This window comes from Aquimarina megaterium XH134 (genome assembly GCF_000520975.1).
GTDB lineage: Bacteria > Bacteroidota > Bacteroidia > Flavobacteriales > Flavobacteriaceae > Aquimarina > Aquimarina megaterium.
In genome coordinates this window covers 124,566-146,807 of sequence record NZ_JACB01000026.1, presented here as the reverse complement: position 1 = coordinate 146,807, position 22,242 = coordinate 124,566, and the positions used below count along the sequence as shown (strand labels likewise).

Genomic DNA, 22,242 nt, shown 5'->3' with positions numbered 1-22,242 from the left:
TTTTTTTACTTTAGTTTGGGGAACTTATGATAATGATTATTTCAGGAATTTTATGATCCAAATGTTAAGTCTTCCTGCTAGACTTATTTTGGTTTATGTATCGTTGTATTTTTTATTCCCGGTTTTTTTTCTGAAAAAGAAATATGCGATGTTCGTCTTTCTCTATACTCTTTTATTGATTTTTGTTACTGTTTTTATTCAAAGAGTCTTGTTTTTTTATGTTGTTCAACCAAATTATTTACAAAATTTTGAAGTTTCTAATTTCTTTGTTCTTACAGAAATAATGAACACACTTTTAGATGTAAATATTGCTATCATCATTCCTTTGGGGTATGTTTTTTTTAAAAGTTGGCATGCAACAAATCAAAAAACTATTGAACTAGAAAACCAACAATTACAGTCTATAAAAGAAGAGGAATTTATTTATTTAAAAGTTGAAAAATCATTGCAGAAAATTTTTTTGAAGGACATAATTTTTATTGAAAGTCTTAAAAATTATGTCAAAGTAAAAACTACTAATAGAGAAATTATCGCTTATAAAGGCATTTCATCGATTGAAGAAATGTTAACCAACAAAAAATTCTTAAGAGTTCACCGTTCTTTTATTGTAAGTCTCAATTTTATTGATTCCTTTTCACCAAGTAAATTAATATTAAAAGGAATCCCTATACCTATTGGACGAAAGTATAAAGAAGAAGTTAAAGACACTTTAGGTTATTTTTAGATGTAAATTAATTCTCATTCTACACATATTTCCTTACTCTCCTATCCTCTTCAGTAATCTCAGTGTAGCAAAACCAGAAGTTATGTTGTTTTGTACAATATGTGTTATAGTTTTATCTTATGTATTCTATGAGAGACCAATTTTTCTTTCAAAATCTTCTTTATATACTCTACCTACAGGAATTCTTTCTTCTTCAATATAAATTTGGTTCCCTGATAATTTTGATATAGCTCTTATATTTATAATATATGATTTGTGTACTTGGCAAAATAATGAGTCATCAAGTTTCTCTTTCCATTGCTTTAAGGTTTCTGAACTCAGATAACTTTTATTTTTAGTTTTTACTTGAGTATAATCAGAATCCGCTGTGATAAACATTATTTCTTTTTCTGAAACCTTAAACAGATCATATCCCGATTTTATAAAAAAGAAATCTTCTTCTTTTTTTGATACTATACTATCTGATTGAAGAATTGTTTTAGTTTCATATGATGCTTTTGTAACTGCCTGTATAAAACGCTGAAATGAAAAGGGTTTTAAGAGATAATCAACTACATTATACTCATAACTTTCTAATGCAAATTCTGAGAAAGCTGTTGTTAAGATAGTTTTAGGTGGATTATTAATAGTCTTCAGAAAATCAATACCAGAAATTTTGGGCAAATGTATATCCAAAAAAATAAGGTCTATAGTGTTCTTTTGCAAAAAAGTTAAAGCAGTTAAAGCATCAGAAAATACACCTTTTAATTCTAATGTACCTAAATCAGCAATATATTTTTGTAGAATACGCTGTGCAGGTGGTTGATCTTCTATGATAATACACGTTTTAGACATACTTCTTTTAGGTATTTAAATATAAAGAAAGAAGCACTTTATATCTATTATTCTCTTCTTCTATTACAAGATAATGTTTTCTCGGGTACAAAAGATTTAAACGTTTTTTTACATTCTTCAAACCAATACCTTTAGATATATTTTGATTATTTGCGTTTGGCAAAAAACTATTTTCGCAAATAAAAGTTAACTTATCATTTTCTTCAATATCAATTTTTATATCGATAGTTATATTGTCGCTTTGACTTGCATTACTATGTTTAAAAGCGTTTTCTATAAAAACCACTAATATTAATGGAGCAATTTGATAATTCTTGGTAATCCCAGGAACATCAAAATTAACGTTTCCTCTTTCTTCAATTTGTAACTCATTAAGCTTAACAAAATTCTCAAGATGTTTGATTTCTTTTTCGAGTGAAACTAGATCCTCTTTACAATCGTATAACATATATCGTAAAACTGATGACAATTCTAGTATAATGGAAGGAGTTTTTGGCGAATTTTCAATAGCATAAGAATATAGATTATTCAAGTTATTAAATAAGAAATGAGGATTGATCTGTGATTTCAAGAACCGCAACTCACTTTCTTGTACCGATATATGTAACTGCTCAACTTCTTTCTGTTTTTTGTTGGCATCCCATCCCAATTTGAAGCTTATCATTATAATAATTATTGGCATAATATCAATAAGTGTATAGAAAACACTTGAAATGTGCTGCCCTCGTCTTCCTGGAAAAAATATTTTTTCGAGAACAAATTCTTCTACAAAATAGACGAACATAAAAACTAAAATCAAAGAAACTGCAAGTTTGAGATACTTTTTCTTATAAAAGAAAGACGGAACTAAAACATAGCTTATAAAAAGAGAAACAAATACATAATGAATAAAGAATACTACTTTATAGAACTCTATTTCTGGATCGTGTTTATCAAAAGAATACACTATAAACAGTACAACAAAAAATACAATTTGATATATCCATTCTTTATTTTTCCAGCCTTTCATAAAATGCCTCATAACACAAAAATATAGGAATTACTGTATACGCCCCTACTATTTACCGTAAGCATCATATATTATAAGGTAAACGACAAAAAGTTGGAGGCAAACAACCATTAAGTTGTTTAAGGTAAAAGTTTTGTAGTTCACGTGTTTTATTTTCTGTATTTATTTTGCTTTGTGAATTTTGATTTCGATTAATTAAGATTTCAAATATGAAGCGAATATTTCTAGTAGCTAATCTTTTTTTACTACTGTTTACCACTTGTATTGTAAATGCACAATCTAAAACTATCACGGGAAAAATTGTTGAAGCTACCTCACAACAACCCATTGAATTTGCTACGGTTTTAATTGCAGATAAAGCAACCCAAAAACCTATTACCGGCACTACAACTTCTGAAGATGGATCATTTGAATTTTCTACTGTAGAAAGCAACTTTATTATAGAAGTAAGTTTTATTGGTTTTCAAAAGAAAACATTTAATACATATCAGGTAAAAAAAGGAAACATAGATTTAGGAATAATACTATTAGAAGAGGATAAAGAACAATTAGACGAAGTCGTTGTTTCTGCAGAAGTATCGCAAACTGTTTTCAAGTTAGATAAACGTGTTTTCAATGTCGGAAAAGATTTGAGTAGCGCTGGTGCTAGTGCTCTAGAGGTATTGAATAATGTACCTTCGGTAAATGTTAATATCGAAGGGCAAATAAGTTTAAGAGGAAGCCAGGGAGTGCAAATGCTTGTTAACGGAAAACCATCGGTGCTTACCGACCAGGGTAGCAATGCTTTGGGAACTATTACGGCAGAAATGATAGACCGTGTTGAAGTGATTACTAATCCATCTGCGAAATATGACGCCGAAGGAACGTCGGGTATTATCAATATTGTTCTTAAAAAGGAAGAAAAACGAGGATTAAATGGATCTATTTCTCTAAATGTAGGTACTCCCAATAGTAACAGTATTGGTGTAAGCCTTAATAAACGTACCGAAAAATTTAATCTATTTACACAATTGGGTGTTGGTCATAGAACTTTTCCTACAGAAAGGATTTCAGAGAATAATGATCTTGTAAACAATACTCAACTGCGATCTGTGGGTGATGGTGATAAAAATGAAACATTTTACAATATCCTGTTAGGAACAGATTATCACCTAAACGACAGTAATGTTTTTACACTTTCGGGAAGCTTTGCTTATGAAGTAGAAGACGAAAATTCAACAAATCTGTTTTCATTTAACGAATCTGAAGTCTTAACGCAAAGCTGGACAAGAACTGAAGAAACTGAGGCGACCAATCCTAAATGGCAATACGAATTTCAATACAAAAAAGATTTTAAAAATCATGAGGATCACGATCTACTCTTTAGTGCTTTGGGGTCGTTTTTTGGTAAAGATCAATCATCTGATTTTAAGGATAGAACGACCTTTGGTTCTCGTGAAAATCTTGATCAACAAACAGCAACCGATTTTAAAGAAGCACGCTACACCTTTAAATTAGATTATACTCGCCCTTTTGCCAAAAAATATACAATGGAGCTAGGTACTCAATATATATTAAATGATGTATCTAATGATTATCAGGTAGGGACATTAGAAAATGGAAATTTAGTAGTAGACCCTAATCTTACCAACTTATTCGATTATAATCAGAATGTGCTGGGTGTTTATGGAACCTTAGGGTTCGAAGGTGAAACATGGGGAATTAAAGGTGGTTTACGACTAGAGAATACCGACTTAAAAACGGTTTTGCAGAATACTAATGAACAAAACACACAAAATTATACAAACCTGTTTCCAAGCGCTCATGTATCATATAAAATTTCTGATAATATATCGCTTCAGACCGGATACTCAAAACGTGTTTACAGACCAAGATTATGGGATCTAAACCCATTCTTTAATATCAGAAATAATTTCAGTATTTCGACTGGAAATCCAAATTTACAACCCGAATTTACAGATTCGTATGAATTGACGAGTATTTTCAAAATTGGAAAAACCTCTTTTAATCTTGGCTTATACCATCATTATACCAAAGATGTAATAGAGGATGTAACTACGTTTGAGAATGGTATTAGCACTCGTTTGCCTATTAATGCAGGAACAAACAATACCAAAGGAATAGAATTTAATACCAAATACAGCCCTTTTAAATGGGGAACAATCACAGCCGATTTCAACTGGAATGCTTTTAATCGAAAAGGGAGTTTTGAAGGAAACTCTTTAGATTTTGATGGTACTCGTTGGAATTCTAGAGCTACTGCCAAAATAAAGTTACCAGCAGGTTTTGATTTTGAAGTCTCTGGCAACTACAGGTCACGTTTTAAAACCATACAAGGACAACAAGAGGAAAATCTATTTGCCAATTTAGGGTTACGAAAAAAACTTTTCAAAGGCAAAATTGTAGCCAATTTGAGTGTTAGAGATGTTTTTGAAACAAGAGTCTTTGAATTTACAACTGATCAACCTGATTTTTCTACCTATAACCGTAATCAAAGAGGTCGTTTTATCACTTTTGGCTTAAGCTATGGATTTGGTAAAGGTGAAGCCATGCAATACTCAGGCTCTCGAAGATTTTAATACATAACAAATAAATCAAATATAATGAGAACAACATTTTTGACAACTTTTTTAGTTTTAGTAACACTTACTCTTAACGCACAATCTACCTGGAAACTCGATTTAGGTCATTCATCAATCAACTTTGCAGTATCGCATTTAGTAATATCAGAAACCACAGGATCTTTTGATCAATTCGATATTACGGCAACAACCGGAGACAATTTTAATAATCCCAAATTCGATGTTACTATTCAAACGGCAAGTATCAATACGAAAAACACACGAAGAGATGACCACCTAAAAGCCGATGATTTTTTTGGAGCTGAAAAGCATCCCAATATCACATTTAAAAGTTCTTCTTTTGAGAAGACAGGAGAAAAGACCTTTGCGTTAAAAGGAAATCTTACAATCAAAGGTATTACCAAAGAAGTTTCTTTTACCGGCAAACTAAACGGAATACTCAAAAATGACCGTGGTGAAAAAGCCGGATTAAAACTAACAACAACCATCGACCGTACTGTTTTCAATGTGGGAAAACCAGGAAGTGCTTCAATAGGTGAAGAAGTTGAAGTTACTATTAATTTAGAGATGGCGAAAAGCTAAAAATGAATAAAAAGGCAAGAACATTATTAAATAGAAACCTACATAGAGATATTGGTTACTTCTATGTAGGTTTGATTATCGCTTTTTCAATTTCGGGTATTGCTTTGAATCACAGAACCAATTTTGATCCACAAGAATACACTGTAAAAACTGAAACCTTTCAAATAGAAATACCTTCTGATGATACTCAAATTACAGATGAATTTTTAAAAAAAGTAGCAAAAGAGATTTCAAAAGAAGAATATAAGGGTAACAGAAAAAGAGAAAACACTATAAGACTATATTTTGAAGATGCTTTTGCTTCTCTAGACCCTAAAACAGGTAAGGGTGAAATTGAATATGTCCAAACCATTCCTTTATTGGGGCAAATGACAATCCTACATAAAACTACGAATAAGTGGTGGATATGGTTCTCTGATATTTTTGGTGTGGCCATGCTTATTATTGCGATCACAGGTATGTTTATAGCTAAAGGGAAAAATAGCTTTAAAATACGAGGTTGGTGGCTGGCGACATTGGGTTTAATTTTTCCTTTTATATTCTTATTTTTAATTAGATAATACTAGCAATCATGAAAAAACTAACCATCTTTATCACAGTATGCGCAATGTTACCTTTTTGCAATAGTGCGCAAGAAAATAACAATGTTGTAACAAAAGATAAGAAGGTTGTTGAAACGATAACCGATGCCAAAACAAGAGTGCTTTTAAGAGCACAAAATGCTCTTAAAACTTTTGATGACCAATCAAAAGTTCTTCTTTCTTTTGAGGATAATGACAGAACCAAATGGACTAACCTTCCTTTGGGTATTGTACAACGAAAAGGAATTAGTATAGGAAATATGACCAATTCACAACGAATAGCAGTTCATAAGCTGTTATCCGAACTCCTTAGTTCTAAAGGGTACTTAAAAACTACAGGAATAATGCATTTGGATAATATTCTGGAAAAGCATTTTAACGTTCCTCACCTTAAATGGAGTCACAAACAATATTATTTTACATTTTGGAATACGCCTAAAAAAGATACCAATTGGGGATTTAAACTTGAAGGTCATCATTTATCATTAAATTTTACATATGCCGATATGAAAATCTCTTCTACACCTCTATTCTTAGGAACAGATCCGGCAGAGGTAAGAGAAACTGAATATGCTGGTTGGCGGGTATTAGGCGAAGAAGAAGATTTAGGTTTTTTGTTTATAAACAGTCTAAACGAAACTCAAAAAAACAAAGCAGTCTTGAAAGATAAAAGGGTTCCTCGTGATATTCTTACAAATCCAGATGCTAAGCAACGCCTCACAGCATTCTGGGGAATCAAAGCTTCTGAACTAAGTAAAGAACAAAAAACACTCTTAAGAATTATTATAGAAGAATACGTTCATAACCTGGAACATAGTTTAGCTCATGACGAGATGGAAATAATTGATAACGCTGGTTTTGACAATATTCATTTCGCATGGATTGGAAATATACAAAGAAGTGATAGTTACTATTATTTAATTCATGGCCCAACCTTTATTATAGAGTTTGACAATAGCAGAAATCATATTCATTCTATTTTTAGGAGTAAAGCAAATGACTTTGGGAGGGACATCTTAAAAGATCACCTAAAGAATAATCCACACTAAAAGCTATTTTCGAAGTACCAGATAAATATCAACTATCAAATCAAGTAATGACTACTACACAATAGTATCCAAATTAATTAACAAGAACAACAGTTGTTAGTATTAGTATTTTTATCAAAAGAAGCATCTACACCAGTATCAATAGCCTTTTTTAACTGATAGAACGCTTGTTGAATTTTTGACAATGGTGAAGCTATATTCATACGCATAAACTGAGTATGACTTCTTTCAAACCAATCTCCTGGAGTCAAGGCTAATTTAGCTTGATGAACTACTAAATGCTTCAATGCATTATCTGATAAATGCAACGTGCTAAAATCTAACCAGATTTGATACGTCCCTTCTGGCTTATATAATGTAATCTGAGGTAATTCTGTTTCTATAAAATCAATGATCCAATTCATTGTTTTTTCGAGGTATACTAATAAATCATTCAACCACTCTTCTCCTTTGGTATAAGCAGCTATAGTAGCATTAGCAGAATATATACTGCCATGATCCAAATACAATGATCCAACGATGCTCTTAACTTGTGTATACATTTTCTTATTTGGTATATATAAATAGCCATTAGAAATACTTTGCATGCCAAATGTCTTAGCAGGAGAACCAATAACTGCAATATTTTTTTCATTATTATTTAACGAAGCTATACTATTAAACTGTGATTTTGAATACACAATATCCGAATGTATTTCATCACTGATAATTGTTACATTATATTTATTAGCAAGGTCTATTAACTTTTGTAATTCTTCTTTTTTCCATACACGACCAACAGGGTTATGTGGATTGCAAAATAAGATTGCTTTAATATTTAAAGTTTTGAGCTTACGTTCTATATCCTCAAAATCCATTTTATATTGACCATCTACAACTTTTAATTTATTGCTAACCACTTTCCTGTTTGCAGATTCAATAACCTTATAAAATTGATGATAAACGGGTGTTTGCACCATAATACTATCTCCTTTTTCCGATAGTTCTCTAATTAATAAACCTATTCCTGTGAGTACTCCAGAAACTTGCACAAATGATTTAGGGTTTAATTTTAATTGATGACGTTTAAAATTCCAATCTGAAATGGCTTTAAATACATCTTCAGTAATAAATTCGTAAGCATATATATTTCTGGTTATCAATTTTTGCAAAGCGTCTTGTATTGGCTTTGCTATTTCAAAATCCATATCAGCTATCCACAAAGGCATAACATCTGTTGAGCCAAACATAGACTTTAAATAATTAGGATTACTCCTTGCAAAATTGTTTTCTATTGTATGTATTTTATCGAAGGAACTCATTATGTTATATTTATTTTTTGTTGACTACTTCCATTCTCTTTTTGCAGCTTCAAAATCTTTTTGAAACTTATCTGTATGCCACATTAAAAGTAACATTCTATGTGCTATTTGTCTTGCGACTTCTTCATCACTTGGAAAATGAACTCCCATGATTTCTCTAGACAAACCAATTTCATAGGCTAAAGCTATAAATTCATCTCTTTTTTCTGGTATTAGTTCACTTAATGTATACGCTTGTATATATGCCCATAGTGTATGACCACTTGCGAAAGAAGGCGTAGGGATTTCTTGTAAGGGTTTTATATTAGAATCTAAATGATATGGTCTTGCTCGTAATAAATTAAATTTTACCGCAAACTCCAATAGTCGTGTATCTTGCATAACACTTTTTAGTAGTTTTGCTGTTTTCGGAAAACTTTTTATATCATGTTTTTCTTTAGTAACCTCTCTTACCATAAAAAACAAGTCCTTTAAATTACGTTCATAATCCTTATGAGTATTTGTGTAGTTTTTATGTGGCCAATACCCAATTCTTGCAAGTTGCAATACACGATCTATCTCTTCATTTGTTCTTTTCGCTTGTAAATCGAGTAAAAAATCAAGTTCAGCTCTTGTTTGTTCTGAACTATTGGCTGGAAAACTTACTGAGTTTGTTATAAAATCAACCTGATCAGAACTTAGATAATAAGGTTTATTTAAGGCGTATTCTATTGTAAATGACAGGTATTTTTCTGGTGGATAAACTATAGCATCCATAGCCGTATAAGCTGTTCGTTTTTCTGAGCTTAATTTCTTTAACTCTTTATAATGATTACTTATAGGTTCTATATCGTGAATTTTGGGAAAAATAGTATTTTGACTATATAAACCTAAAGAAATACCGAATACTAAAATGATGCTTAAATTCTGTTTTAAAATATTCATAATTTAAAATTATATTTTTTGATTCTTTCCTTCTATAGACGGGTAAGTCTAAAAAAGATGCAAAAAAATTACCTCATTAACATATGAGGCAATTTTTGTTGTTAATTCATTCTATCAAAATTACTTTTCTGCATAAACCCCTAGGCTAATAACTGCGTTATCACTTGCCTTAAACTTCTCTAATTCTTTGGGGCAGCATACATATTGTAGTAGCACATCATCTGGCATTTCAATTTCTCTTTCTTTTGTAATGGTAATGTTTTTAAAACCAGCATTTTTTATAGCATTAATATATTCTTCTTGTTGTAATGCTCCAGAAATACAACCCGCATACATTTCGGCTGCTTCCATAATACCCTTTGGCAAACTACCTCGTAAGACAATGTCTGACATACTAAAGTGCCCTCCTGGTTTTAAAACACGATATACCTCTTGATAAGCTTTCTCTTTATCTGGAACCAAGTTTAATACACAGTTGCTAACAGAAACATCAATAGAATTATCTTTCAGTGGGAGATCTTCTATTTCACCTAATACAAAATCCACATTATCATAATCCAATTTCTGTTTATTTTCATTGGCTTTTTCAATCATAGCTTCGGTCATATCCACACCAATTACATGACCAGTATCTCCAACAATACGGCTGGCAACAAACACATCATTTCCTGCTCCAGAACCTAAATCGAGAACAGTATCTCCTTTTTTGATTTTAGCATGTTGTGTAGGGATTCCACAACCCAATGCATAATCTGCTTCTGCTTCATAACCATCTATCGATTCATAACTCTCACTAAGTGTCCAGTCTTGCGCCGGCGAACCACAAGCTGTTGGTCCGCAACCACAGCCTGCTCCAGAATTAGCTACTCTTGTATATGCATCTTTTACATGTTCTTTAATTTCTTGTGACATACTATATCTATTTTAAAGTGTTTTTAATTTATTTTTACTCTATAGACGTCACATCAAAAAAAAGACGCAAGAAATTTTATTCACAAGTTTTATTACAACTTTTGGCCTTATAGTCTATAACATCTCCATAGACATCAGTAGATATTAAACAACATTGCTCGTAGGTAGCTTTGAGCATTTCTCTGCCCCGTTGTATACGTGATTTTGCCCCTGAATATGAAATGTTTAATCGTTCAGCTATTTCTTTTTGAGGTACATTTTCAATATCAGCCAAAATAACGGCTTGTTTATATTTTTCTGGAAGTGAATTTATAAACGGACTTAGGCAATCAATAAGTTCTGAAGTAAGGTTTTCATTTGATGTCTCCGATACTTCAATATCTTTGGTAGTTCTATTGTATTTAATTTTTCTAAAATGTGAAATGATTTCATTGCGAGTGATTTGATATATCCAAGACACAAGTTTTTCTTTGTTTTTTAGGGTATTAAATTTTGTAAACGCTTTTAGAAACACATCTTGAACGATATCTTTGGTTATTTCCGAATCATTAACTTTTCCATTAACAAAATTGGTTAATCGATCATTCATATCATTCCAAACGTGTATAATCTCATTACTCATAGTAGTAAAAATAAATCTTTGATTTATTTATAGACGTAAAGAATCAAAAAAGACGCAAAAATTATTACTTCAAACAAATTTTCCTACTTTACCTATCAATCATTTTATTCAATAAATATTATATTACTAAAAAAGTATTCAGCTCACAAAATCATTATTGTTTTAAAGAAGTATGAATTATCAATTTCGTTAGAAGTTTTTAAAGAATATTAACTTTCAACTTTTTCCAAATGATCTTTAGAATCAAAAGAAATGATAAATTTGGTTCCGACACCTAATTCACTTTCACAGTGAATTTCGCCATCCATCGATTCGATATATTTTTTAACGATAGATAACCCTAATCCAATAGATGCCTCTCCTTCTGTGGGTTGTGCACTAAGTTTCTGAAATCTCCCGAATAGTTTCTTTTGATCCTCTTTACTAATACCTGGTCCTTGGTCTTCTACCACAACATATGTTCTAGCATCATGGGATTTTACATGTAATATAACTTCACTTCCTCTTTCAGAAAACTTGATGGCATTAGAAACCAGATTTTCTAGGACCTGGATCATATAGTTTTTATCCACTTCTACAAAGTGATTTCCTGGTTGTGATGTAGTAATTATTTTAATCTCTTTATCCTCGGCGGTAAGACGAAAACATCTTACCACATACTTCACCAATTCTAACAAATCAATAATTTGATTCTTTAATTTAACCCGATTTGTTTCTAATGCATGTATGTTTAAGATACGGCCAATCATCTGCGAGAGGCGATCAGCTGAGTTGTCAATTTCGGTTAAATAGGACACCTGATCTTTAGTCAAATCTAAAGAGGTAACATCAATTAATTGTATTAATAATCGTATATGGCTCAGCGGAGTTCTAAGATCATGAGCAACTATATTAACCAACATATCCTTTTCCTTGTTCAGGTTAACTAGTTCTTCATTTCGAATAGCGACCTCTGCCGTTCGTTCCTTGACCTTCTTTTCAAGTATTATATTTTGCTCCTGAATTAGTCTTTCATTTTCTTTGGCTGCCAACAGCGCTTCTAATTGTGCATCTTCTTTTTGTTTTTTGTACATATTAATTCGATCACCCAACGCAAATGAAAGCAGTAAAACTTCCAGAGCCGAGCCAATCTGCATTGCATTTAAATACGTCATCACAAAAGTGAGATTTAAAGACTCGAGAATGGCAAAACATATACCAATGATAAGGGCTCCCCAGGCTAATAAATAATATTTGGCTGGGCGATATCCCTTTAATTTAAATCGAATACCTAAGATAAGAAAGTATGATGCCATGATTAACAGACCTCCCTGTGATAATTTCAGGCCTTCTATTTTAAAGCCCAGTAACACAAGAGCACATACCAAAATACCAATAACAAGAAATACCATAGATCCCTTGTGCATAGTAGAACCGGATTCTTTGGTGTTTAAAAATTTTTGGGTAAATAAAGTAGCAGTAATCATCGTTAATCCAGAACTAACGACTACAACTTGATTAATGAAAGGAGTATTTGGCCAAAAGTATTCGAAGAAGTAGCCAAATATTGAAGCCATAAACCAGGTTATACTAAATACATAAGCAATGTAATAGAGGTATATTCTCTCTCTGGTCGAAAAATATAAAAAGAGATTATATAGAAAAATCAAGAGCATAAACCCAAAATAGATCCCTTGCAAAAAGTCTAAATCATGTTCATAATCTAAAAAATTAGGAAGTGTTCCTACTCGAAGCGGGAAAAACAAAGGTTGATCACTCTTTACCCTAAGGTAAAAAGTTCGCGTACTATTTACATCAAAATCAAGAGCAAATAGATAATTACCAACTTCAATTTCCCTGGTATTAAAAGGTAAATCATCACCAGTGTGTCTGGTAGAAATTAATTGATTTGCCTCATTAAATTCATAAAGTGATATCGAATCTATGAACGCCGAGCCAACATTCAGATAAAAATCGCCCGGTATGACCTTAGTAATTTTAAATTTCAGCCAGTAAGCGGAAGCTGTACTAGAGAAATTTATGGTTTCTTGAGTATACGCTTTAAACTTGGTTTCAAGGTTGTTATTTCTAGTTTCTTCAATAGATAGTCTAAGCGAAGTGTCCTCCAAATATTGCGTTTGTTTTCCAATATCATGTAATTCTGTTGAATCATCAAGAAGGATAGTAGTTTGACTAAATACATTAAGAGGAAACAATAATATAATCGATAAAAACCCCAAATAGTATTTAAAATATGCTGTCATTCTTAATGTTTAATAGTTTGAGAAATCATTTTTTGCTCAACAAGGAAATTTAATATATCATACTACTTGAATTTCCTAAAATATCTATTGTATATAATAATTTTACTTGTAAGTTTATAAACCTTTTTACTAATATATGAACAAACTCGAAATACTTAAGAAAAAAGCCAAAGGAATTGTACTTCATGCCTCCGAAACTCCGCAGAATCGCTATAAATTACGTTACGAATTCTATCAAAAATACGGAGAACCTTTCATTAAAGGAAAAGAAGGACTGGGAAATTCTGAATTAGCGTTTATGGATTGGGAAATAAGAAGAGGAACCCTTAATTCTATAAATGCACAACATCCTGGTAGTCTGTGGTGGAGATCAGTAAACAGTCATTTTTTATATTTAGGGACACTTGCCCAATTGATCTATGAATCTGGTGAGACGTTTCCGGATCTACCTGTGCCTGTTAATTTTTGGTTGCAGTATATTCATACACCCGATGAATGTTCCTGGTATCGTGCTCATAACTCTAGTATCATTGCCGGGTATCAAGTAGCCGATTCGTTAGCGTTTAAAGAAAATATTTATGAGCAATATTTTATGAATATCGTGCTTTATCGTGTATTGTATGCTCAGTCAATGGTTGAAGGTGTGAGTTTTGGAATTTTAGGTGAAATATTTGGCAATCCGAGAGGAGCTGCAGTTTCTATCCTAACAGATATTGAAGCCTTTTATCCAAGTCATTATCCATTATCTAAAAAAGACATTGAATATGTTACGCATCGGGCACATAATCTAAATGGATTGATTGAAGATATTTTCGACAAGCTTTTTATCATACCACATTTAGATGAGTTATATACCGAAGCCGCCAAATGGAACAAGTCTCCAATAGTATTAGAATACATCAAAAATAATAAACCGCTCTATCCGATTAGTGAGAGTGAATTTAGTTCAGCACATTTCAATACAAAATTAACAACTAAGAAAATCCATACTCTTTAAAATTAATAAACCAATGCAAAACTCAGAAAACAAAAAGAAAATAGCCATACTAGGTAGTGGTATGTCATCACTAACAGCCGCTTATGAACTTAGCTCTTACGAAAACTGGCAAGATCATTATGATATCACCATTTATCAAATGGGTTGGAGACTAGGAGGAAAAACCGCTACTGGTAGAGGTCCAAACGAAAGGATTCAGGAGCATGGTATTCATATTGCCCAAGGATGGTACGAAAATGCTTTTCGATTGATACAAGACTCTTACAAAGAATGTGAGCAACATAATCTAATGCCCGATAGCCCCTTTAAATCCTGGGAAGAAGCTTTTGATCGGGAAGATACTACCCTACTCACTCACTTTGACCCTAAAACAAATCAATGGATCAAAAAGAATATCATATTCCCATCTAATGAGTATATACCTGGTCAGGGCGGTCCTTTGCCTTTTTCGGCCATTATTCATAAAGCAGTAGGTCTAGTCTCCGAAATTTTGTTTGGTACCGATCCAAATAAGAATAGTCTAGTAAGCATGGCTTCTGAATCTGCTAAAGAAATCAAACCACCTGAGCACCATCCGCTTTGGGCAAGTTTTAAGTCTAAATTTGAAGCGTTTGTAAAGGATAAACTCTTTAAGCATGAAGGTGAAAAACTATTGAATTATATATCAGAATTAGTTGAGAACCTGACCAGTGAGGATCACGATCATGCACAACGAAAAGAGCATCATTCTATGATCAAAGAACTATTCGACTTACTTTCTAAATGGGTAGCTAAACTTATTGATTCGATAGCCGATCACAACGAGTATTTCTATTGGTTAGCCGTATTTGTAGAATTCGGACTTGTAAATATGAAGGGAACATTTGAAGATGTATATAACTCAGAGACTCATGAGTTGGATTATGATCGTATCAATGACTTGGATTATCGTCAATGGCTTAAAAACCATGGAGCAAGTGAACGATTGTTGAGTTCTGCTATGGTAAGATTTCTTTATACAGGAACCTTTCACAACCTTACTGGATCTAATCACCAGGGTAGTTTGGCAGCTGGAGTAGGGCTTCATTTTCTAACAAATTCTGCAGGGTATAAAGGATCTTTTGTATGGAAATTCAAAGCAGGAACTGCAGATACTATGATTACTCCAATTTATTTGGTCCTTAAAAACAGAGGTGTGAAATTCAAATTCTTTCATAAAGTAGAACAGGTACATTATTCTGATTCTAGAGAAATAGAAAAGATATCTATGGCCGAACAGGTTACCTTAAAAAATGGGACTTACACTCCTACTTATAAATTTAAAAATCTGGATGTATGGCCCGGAGAGCCACTTTATGACCAAATAGATGACCAACAGGCCAAAGCACTTAAAGAAGGGCAATATGATCTCGAAGAAGCCTGGTGCGGTTGGGAGAATGTTGGTAAAATATCTTTAGAAAAAGGTAAAGATTTTGATGATGTAATTTTGGGTATCCCTATTGATGTTTTGGGTGGTGATGAAGGCATCTGTAAAGAGATTATTGATAATAATGAGGCATGGAAAAATATGTACAATCATGTAAAAAGTATCCCTACCATGTCTATGCAATTATGGATCAAACCTACCTTAAAAGAACTAGGTATGAATTTACCCGATTGGGGCTTTCCTGAAGGGTCATTACCTAATCTGGTTACGTATGCCGATCCTCAATATTCATTTATAGATATGTCGCAGGTGATGCCATATGAGGATTGGAAAAGTGATGAACCTGGGGTTTTGATATATTATACAGGATCGTTTCTAGATCCAGAAGTGATACCTCCATACTCAGATCATAGGTATCCTCACGAGCAATTAGAACGTATCATGCGGGTTTCAGAACAATGGTTAAAAGATAAAATGGGTTGGTTTTTTCCGAATGCCACTACTCTGGAGTATCCAGAAGGAATGAAATTAGATGTAATTCATGATTTCTCGAAAAATGCCAAAACCGATTATAGTAGGTTAAAAACACAGTTTTTTCGTGCTAATGTAAACCCAACAGATAGATACACACTATCACTTCCTGGTTCTAATAAATATCGTCTTAAAGCTAATGAGTCTGGTTTTGACAACCTTATCCTAACTGGAGATTGGATCAATTTTGGCGTTAATGTAGGGTATTATGAAGGAGCTATCGTTGCAGGTCTTCAAGCTGGTCAGGCAATTAGAGAAAAACTTGAATTGCCAAGTGAAACAGAAATTTTTTCTGGAGTGAAATTGAAATAGTAAAACGAAATACTTTCACAATACAAAAAAGGTCGATTAATAGTCTTAATCGACCTTTTTTATGATTGTTTGTTATTGAATCATTTTATATGCATCTTCAATTCTTATCTTTTGTATAAGTGTCGGATCTACCATAAACATTCGTTGTCATTAATGCTTCGACCTGATCATTTTTTCTTAAGAATAGTAACCTCACATCGGTAAGTTCACCGTATTGAAAGGTTGAATTATCAATCGGAGTTAACTTAACTTTTGAGTCGGTACCACTTTGATAATATAACACTCCGTTTTCTAAACTAATGGCTAGATTTGCATACGTACCTACATAACTTTTTAAAGAAGATAAAGGAACATTTACTGGAGTTTGGACTGCTTTTAAAGTACCAATATGCCAATCATAAAAATCATTTCTAAAAACATCTGTATTAACGCTTTTTAATGAATCTAGAGCTTTTAAACGAGCAGATATTAGTGCATCTTTTTCAGAAGTTTTTATATGCGGAATAACCCCTACTCCTTCCCAATTTGAATTTGTAATCGGGTTTATTGCTCGCCCTGTAGAGGTCCAAACTTTGAATTTTTTTGATATCTGAAACGATTCACCAGGATGTGCCCCTCCGCCAGAAGTTTCACCAATAATTACCGCACGTTTTAAATGTTTTAGGTTATATGAAAATTCCTCAGCTGCAGAAAACGTACTACTACTGGTTAGTATATATAACTGTACATCTGGTAATCTTTTTCCCGGAACATATGGTAAGGTCCAAAATTGTTCATTGGTTTCATCAACTCTATTATAAAATGTGTTTAAATGAATAGGATCGCCATCAAAAAAATAGCTGGATAGCAACTGAACCATCTGTGGATACCCCCCTCCATTATTTCTTAAATCAAAAATTATAGCATCTGTATTACTCAAAAAATTCATTGTAGCAATTACGGTTTCACTTGCATATTCTGGATCACGAAAACCTCTAAAATTTATATATCCAATATTTCCATCGAGGATTTTAACTTCCTTAAACGTAAAATTATCTCTCTTCTCCATTTCTCTCATTTTTTCAAGAAACTTCTCACGATCTTCAGCACTCATTTCTGTAGATTCTCTTCCTTGACTTTCAGGGTTATAAAAAACTCTTAAATGTTTATCATGGTTTATTGACTGTATGTCCTTGGTAAGGATTTTTGCCAATTCTTCTGGATTACTTAAACTCTTATAATGATCTTTTTTTAAGTTGCTATTAATCAATTCTACTATTGTATTGGCAATTTCTGGAAATACATATTTTTCTTTTATTACTTTTCCAACTGCATCGATAGTTTCCTTAATTTCTTTTGTTGTTAATTTTTCAATATTCTTTTGAGAATAACAAGTTATAATGGTAAAAAGGAAAAATAAAATAAATACATCGCGTTTCTTCATTTTTTTATCGTATTAAGAAGCATTAGCTTCAAATTTCTATGCCACAAAAATGAATCAAGCGATTTGTGTTTTAAAATTATATAGATAAACTTAAAATTTTAATAGACGTTTTATAAGATTTCGTCTATTTAGAAAACTCTACTTCTCGAGTTTATCTACAGTTACCCTTCTTTTAAATACAGATTGCTCCTAAACAGCTCTTTTTTTAATAAGAAAATGATAATTTGATTATCTTCCCAGTTATGATTTTTAACAAAAAAAGAATCCTTAGTCATATTATATTTTGGGTAGGAATTTTTCTTTTCTACATTTTTTCTTCTAGTCATCCAGAATTGTTTGAACAATCTATAGAAACAACTTTGTTTAAACTCCCAATATTGATGATAGCTGCCTATACTTTCAACTATTGGCAAATACCACGCTATTTAAAATATAAAAAATACGTTGCTTTTGGGTTATCTATGATTTTTATGATTATCATATTAGTTCTACTATTTCGTATAATGGGATATTATCATCTGGACAAATATTGCGCAGATGGTCCTTATCCATTAATTAGTTTAGACGATTTTCCATTTTATATGCTATCTTTTCATTTTCCTGCCTTGATCATGTATTTCTACAAAACCAATAAAGAGCAAGAGTTAGAAAAACAAAAAGTGTATCAATTAGAAAAAGCAAAAATAGCTACAGAGCTTAAATACTTAAAAGCGCAGTTAAACCCTCATTTTTTATTCAATACACTAAACAATTTATATTCTTATGTGATTACCAAATCTCCTAAAGCACCAGATATGGTATTGCAACTTTCAGAAATTTTAGATTATATTTTATATAGAAGTCAGCAAACATCAGTTCCTTTGGTCGAAGAGATTCATACTATAGAAAATTATGTAGCATTAGAACGAATTAAATATGGTAAACGATTACATGTTGTTTTTGAAAAAAATCACTTTAAAAATGAACAACCAATAACCCCACTATTATTGCTATCTATTGTCGAAAATGCTTTTAAACACGGGGTTAGAGGAAATATTAAAAAACCAGAAATAAAAATTACACTTGAACAATTTGACGGATATATAGAGTTTGGTGTTTGGAACACAAAACCAGAAACCGAATACAATCATAAAACAGAAGAATATAAAAGCGGAATTGGTCTTGTTAATATTCAACGGCAATTAGATTTAATCTATCCCGAAAAACATAAATTTGAGATTGATGAATCTGATACGTTCTTTAGCTTAAAACTGACTTTAAAAACAAATTAATATGGTACGATGTTTACTTGTTGATGACGAATCTCCTGCAATTGATTTGCTGAAAAATCATATAAAAATGCTTGATGATCTAGAAATTGTTACCAATTGCTATAGTGCTGTAGAAGCTTTTGAGGTCATCAAAAAGGAAGAAATTGATTTGTTATTTTTAGATATTGAAATGCCCGTTTTAAAAGGTTTAGATTTTCTAAAAACATTACAACACCCCCCTAAAGTGATTATTACCACAGCCTACAGAGAATATGCAATAGAAGGATATGATTTGGATATTATAGACTATTTATTAAAACCTATTTCTTTTGATCGGTTTGTAAAAGCTATTGATCGCTATTATGAAAGAGTACAATCTTCTCCTTTGGCTATTGTCGAAAAAAGTGATATATTTTTTTATGTAAACGTAAACAAAAAACACATTAAGATCATATTTGATGAAGTTCTATATATTGAAAGCCTAAAAGATTATGTAAAAATCCATACTATTCACCAAAAATTGGTAGTTAAAAGTAATATTGGTAAAATAGAAACTCAACTCCCTTCATCTCTATTTCTACGTACCCACCGTTCTTATATTGTTGCTATCGACAAAATTACTGCATATACACAAAAAGATATAGAAATAGATACTATAGAAATCCCAATCGGATCTAGTTACTCTAACAAAGTCTTCTCTTTATTATCACATACTTAGACACTTTTATAGCTTTTATCACTGGTTAATCTAACATCATCTACTTTTTAAGAATAGTATTCATATCAAGCATAATTTTACCATAAATTAATTCAAAAATGTAGATATGAACATGTTTAAACATCTAAGTATTTTTTTACTTATAGTAAGTTTTTCATCTTGCCAATCCCAGAAAACAGAACGTGAAATCGAGGACGATTTTGTCAAAAAGTACGCTCCTTCTAATTTAAATACTCATGGGTTTACCCTACCTGTAGACTCAAAAGTATCAGAGGTACATCAACTCTTTAATGATTTGTCGAAGAACTTCTATTTTTACGGAGATAAAGAAAAGTTTGAAGAGAAAGCGGCAAAGATTATGAAATTAGATCCCAATTATCCTAGTGGTTTTCTAATGGGAGGGTTTTATGAACAAGACCCAGAAAAATATAAAGAAAAAGTAACTAAAGCATTTGAACTCTCTAAAGCAACAACATTAAAATCAGAGCGAGATATTATGCAGGCAGAGTATTATCTATTGGTAAAAGAAGACTATTCTAAAGCTCAAGAATACTTTCAAAAAGTAGTGGATATGTATCCAGATAGCGCTGCGGCTGTTTGGTCTTTAGGTATGGCATATTATTACAATAGTGAATTTGACAAGGCCTTAGAATGCTACAAAAAGAGTACAGAATTAATACCAAATCTACCCAAAGGCTATGAGTTTATGTCCGTTATGTATTATGCAAAGAAAGACTATAAAAAAGCACTAAAGTATCTCGAAAAAGCAATACAATATGGAGCTAATGCCAAAAATGATTTTTACTATGCTGAATATGTAGCAATGGTGTATAACAGAAATAAAATGTATAAAAAAACCAAAGATTATATTGAAACTGTAAGCACATATGGCGAATTGTATAAAAACAGTGAGATGTTAGGAAAAATATCTGAAATTGTTACAGCAAAATTAGATTCGATACAATCATCAAAATTGTAAAACGGGTCTTGTTCTAATAATGATAAAAAACAATTAATAATCCCTGAAGTGTAGTTCAGGGATTATTTTGATAAAGAAATTTTATGCATGTTAATTTTCATAATCATCTAAAAATCAAACAAGACAATCACATTCTGCATACATTATAGCTCCGACTACTTCATTTCAACCGAAGCCATGCTATTAATGATCGTATTGGCTGCATCAAAATTGGTGTCGTCATTAATGTTGAACTCCATCATCCCCCCCTTGTTACCGTTGGTTGGTTCCCAAGCTGCTAGTTGTTTGGTTTCAGAAAGTGGTGTTTGCCAAGGATCACCTCCAATTCCAATCAAAACATTTTCATTTCCTACAATATCAGCATAATATCCAAATTGAGTAATCATCGTGTTATAATCCCAAAAATACCCCATGGTCATCACATAATCGAATATACCCACAGTTGGTTTCAATACAATCTTATCGCTGTATATCTGGTAACCAACATAGCTCAATATCAATCCTGTATTGGACTTAGGGCCAAAATATTTTCCCAAGGCAACCATAACGTCTACAAAGTTCTGATTGGGTGTTACACCTCCTCCTTGTTCAGGATCGATGTCAATTCCGTCAAAACCCCATGATACGATCAAATTATATAGATTTAATGCAAAAGTATCTGGATCAGGAATGGTATTCCAGATAAGAGTAGCATTTGGAGGGATTATAGAGGCGCAAACCTTTACTCCTTTAGCTTTCACTGCTGCAACTTGTGTCTGGATTTCGCTCCAGGAAGTACCTCGAGAGGTAAGGTAGTCATAGTTTATACTGGTTCCTGAAGTAGTAGATTCTAGATTAAACAGAAACAAGTTGATAATATCGATCCCTGCGGGTAGTGATTGAAGGGTTGGTGGGTTAGACTTATAACCCAACCAATAGACAACGAACTTTTCATTAGAAGTATTCATATTGATAATATTTATTGATTAATAAAAAATACTACTGGAATTTATGCCTTTTTTCAGTTAATTGTAAGAGTATATATACGTGTTTTCAATCTAAGTATATCCCCTTAGAATCTATACATATTTGTGAGTATTAACTCAAATTGATTGATTAGAATTATAGGACATTTTTAAAGAAAACCTTTAGTCTGAGGTTCTAAACTCACTACTTGGAAAAGCTCTCTGCCCCTTCACTCCTGGGATTAGCCCATCTATGTTTTTATATCCGTGTATAGATTTTATTTTCTTATTTATAACATATACATTATTTGTAAGTACAT

19 protein-coding genes are annotated in these 22,242 nt (G+C 32.1%); 10 read left to right on the top strand and 9 right to left on the bottom strand.

Annotation, left to right across the window (positions count from 1 at the left end; all coding sequences use genetic code 11):
* The first annotated feature begins 283 nt into the window (after nt 1-283).
* Nucleotides 284-724 (top strand): LytR/AlgR family response regulator transcription factor, encoded by a 441-nt coding sequence (locus Z053_RS31530; RefSeq protein WP_160170095.1) that lies wholly within the window; start codon nt 284-286, stop codon nt 722-724.
* Nucleotides 725-850: 126 nt separating this feature from the next.
* On the opposite strand, the gene Z053_RS0114255 is transcribed toward Z053_RS31530, so the two are convergent.
* Nucleotides 851-1,558, bottom strand: a complete 708-nt coding sequence (locus tag Z053_RS0114255) for a LytR/AlgR family response regulator transcription factor (RefSeq protein ID WP_025665685.1) — start codon at nt 1,556-1,558, stop codon at nt 851-853.
* 7 nt (nt 1,559-1,565) lie between these two features.
* Entirely contained in the window at nt 1,566-2,579 is a 1,014-nt protein-coding gene (locus tag Z053_RS28620) for a sensor histidine kinase (protein ID WP_035096174.1), read from the bottom strand.
* A gap of 197 nt (nt 2,580-2,776) precedes the next feature.
* On the opposite strand from Z053_RS28620, the gene Z053_RS0114245 reads away from it, so the two are divergent.
* The 4 genes from Z053_RS0114245 to Z053_RS0114230 are packed head-to-tail and all read left to right on the top strand — an operon-like array spanning nt 2,777 to nt 7,361.
* Nucleotides 2,777-5,146, top strand: a complete 2,370-nt coding sequence (locus Z053_RS0114245; RefSeq protein WP_025665684.1) for an outer membrane beta-barrel family protein — start codon at nt 2,777-2,779, stop codon at nt 5,144-5,146.
* A 24-nt stretch (nt 5,147-5,170) separates the two neighbouring features.
* On the top strand, nt 5,171-5,731 hold the full coding sequence (locus Z053_RS0114240; RefSeq protein ID WP_025665683.1) for a YceI family protein: 561 nt from the start codon (nt 5,171-5,173) through the stop codon (nt 5,729-5,731).
* A 2-nt stretch (nt 5,732-5,733) separates the two neighbouring features.
* Nucleotides 5,734-6,291 carry a PepSY-associated TM helix domain-containing protein gene (locus Z053_RS0114235; protein ID WP_025665682.1) on the top strand — a complete coding sequence of 186 codons (558 nt, stop codon included), beginning with the start codon at nt 5,734-5,736 and terminating at the stop codon, nt 6,289-6,291.
* An 11-nt stretch (nt 6,292-6,302) separates the two neighbouring features.
* Nucleotides 6,303-7,361, top strand: a complete 1,059-nt coding sequence (locus tag Z053_RS0114230; protein ID WP_025665681.1) for a DUF3500 domain-containing protein — start codon at nt 6,303-6,305, stop codon at nt 7,359-7,361.
* Nucleotides 7,362-7,438: 77 nt separating this feature from the next.
* On the opposite strand, the gene Z053_RS0114225 is transcribed toward Z053_RS0114230, so the two are convergent.
* The 5 genes from Z053_RS0114225 to Z053_RS0114205 all read right to left on the bottom strand — a co-directional run bounded on the left by Z053_RS0114225 (nt 7,439) and on the right by Z053_RS0114205 (nt 13,363).
* Entirely contained in the window at nt 7,439-8,662 is a 1,224-nt protein-coding gene (locus Z053_RS0114225; RefSeq protein WP_025665680.1) for a MalY/PatB family protein, read from the bottom strand.
* Between the two features lie 24 nt (nt 8,663-8,686).
* A complete protein-coding gene (locus Z053_RS28615; protein WP_025665679.1) occupies nt 8,687-9,586 on the bottom strand; it encodes a phosphatase PAP2 family protein in 900 nt (299 codons plus the stop codon).
* A gap of 120 nt (nt 9,587-9,706) precedes the next feature.
* Complete coding sequence (arsM, locus tag Z053_RS0114215; RefSeq protein WP_025665678.1) at nt 9,707-10,498, bottom strand: arsenite methyltransferase; 792 nt, start codon at nt 10,496-10,498, stop codon at nt 9,707-9,709.
* A 76-nt stretch (nt 10,499-10,574) separates the two neighbouring features.
* Complete coding sequence (gene sigZ, locus Z053_RS0114210) at nt 10,575-11,120, bottom strand: RNA polymerase sigma factor SigZ (protein WP_025665677.1); 546 nt, start codon at nt 11,118-11,120, stop codon at nt 10,575-10,577.
* A 209-nt stretch (nt 11,121-11,329) separates the two neighbouring features.
* Nucleotides 11,330-13,363, bottom strand: coding sequence for a sensor histidine kinase (locus Z053_RS0114205; RefSeq protein WP_025665676.1), 2,034 nt, complete (start codon nt 13,361-13,363; stop codon nt 11,330-11,332).
* Nucleotides 13,364-13,499: 136 nt separating this feature from the next.
* Here Z053_RS0114205 and Z053_RS30180 point away from each other — a divergent pair, with 136 nt between their 5' ends.
* A complete protein-coding gene (locus tag Z053_RS30180) occupies nt 13,500-14,360 on the top strand; it encodes a hypothetical protein (RefSeq protein WP_025665675.1) in 861 nt (286 codons plus the stop codon).
* A 13-nt stretch (nt 14,361-14,373) separates the two neighbouring features.
* Nucleotides 14,374-16,608 carry an NAD(P)-binding protein gene (locus tag Z053_RS0114195; RefSeq protein ID WP_025665674.1) on the top strand — a complete coding sequence of 745 codons (2,235 nt, stop codon included), beginning with the start codon at nt 14,374-14,376 and terminating at the stop codon, nt 16,606-16,608.
* A 97-nt stretch (nt 16,609-16,705) separates the two neighbouring features.
* Here the strand turns inward: Z053_RS0114195 and Z053_RS28605 are convergent, their stop codons facing one another.
* Nucleotides 16,706-18,031, bottom strand: a complete 1,326-nt coding sequence (locus Z053_RS28605; RefSeq protein ID WP_025665673.1) for a S41 family peptidase — start codon at nt 18,029-18,031, stop codon at nt 16,706-16,708.
* A 242-nt stretch (nt 18,032-18,273) separates the two neighbouring features.
* On the opposite strand from Z053_RS28605, the gene Z053_RS28600 reads away from it, so the two are divergent.
* The 3 genes from Z053_RS28600 to Z053_RS0114175 all read left to right on the top strand — a co-directional run bounded on the left by Z053_RS28600 (nt 18,274) and on the right by Z053_RS0114175 (nt 20,978).
* Nucleotides 18,274-19,302 (top strand): sensor histidine kinase, encoded by a 1,029-nt coding sequence (locus Z053_RS28600; protein ID WP_025665672.1) that lies wholly within the window; start codon nt 18,274-18,276, stop codon nt 19,300-19,302.
* Between the two features lies 1 nt (nt 19,303).
* Nucleotides 19,304-19,999, top strand: a complete 696-nt coding sequence (locus Z053_RS0114180; RefSeq protein ID WP_025665671.1) for a LytR/AlgR family response regulator transcription factor — start codon at nt 19,304-19,306, stop codon at nt 19,997-19,999.
* A 106-nt stretch (nt 20,000-20,105) separates the two neighbouring features.
* Nucleotides 20,106-20,978 carry a tetratricopeptide repeat protein gene (locus Z053_RS0114175; RefSeq protein WP_035096172.1) on the top strand — a complete coding sequence of 291 codons (873 nt, stop codon included), beginning with the start codon at nt 20,106-20,108 and terminating at the stop codon, nt 20,976-20,978.
* Between the two features lie 155 nt (nt 20,979-21,133).
* Here Z053_RS0114175 and Z053_RS0114170 read toward each other — a convergent pair whose 3' ends face one another.
* Nucleotides 21,134-21,925, bottom strand: a complete 792-nt coding sequence (locus tag Z053_RS0114170; RefSeq protein WP_025665669.1) for an EndoS/ChiA family endoglycosidase — start codon at nt 21,923-21,925, stop codon at nt 21,134-21,136.
* Nucleotides 21,926-22,242 lie beyond the last annotated feature (317 nt).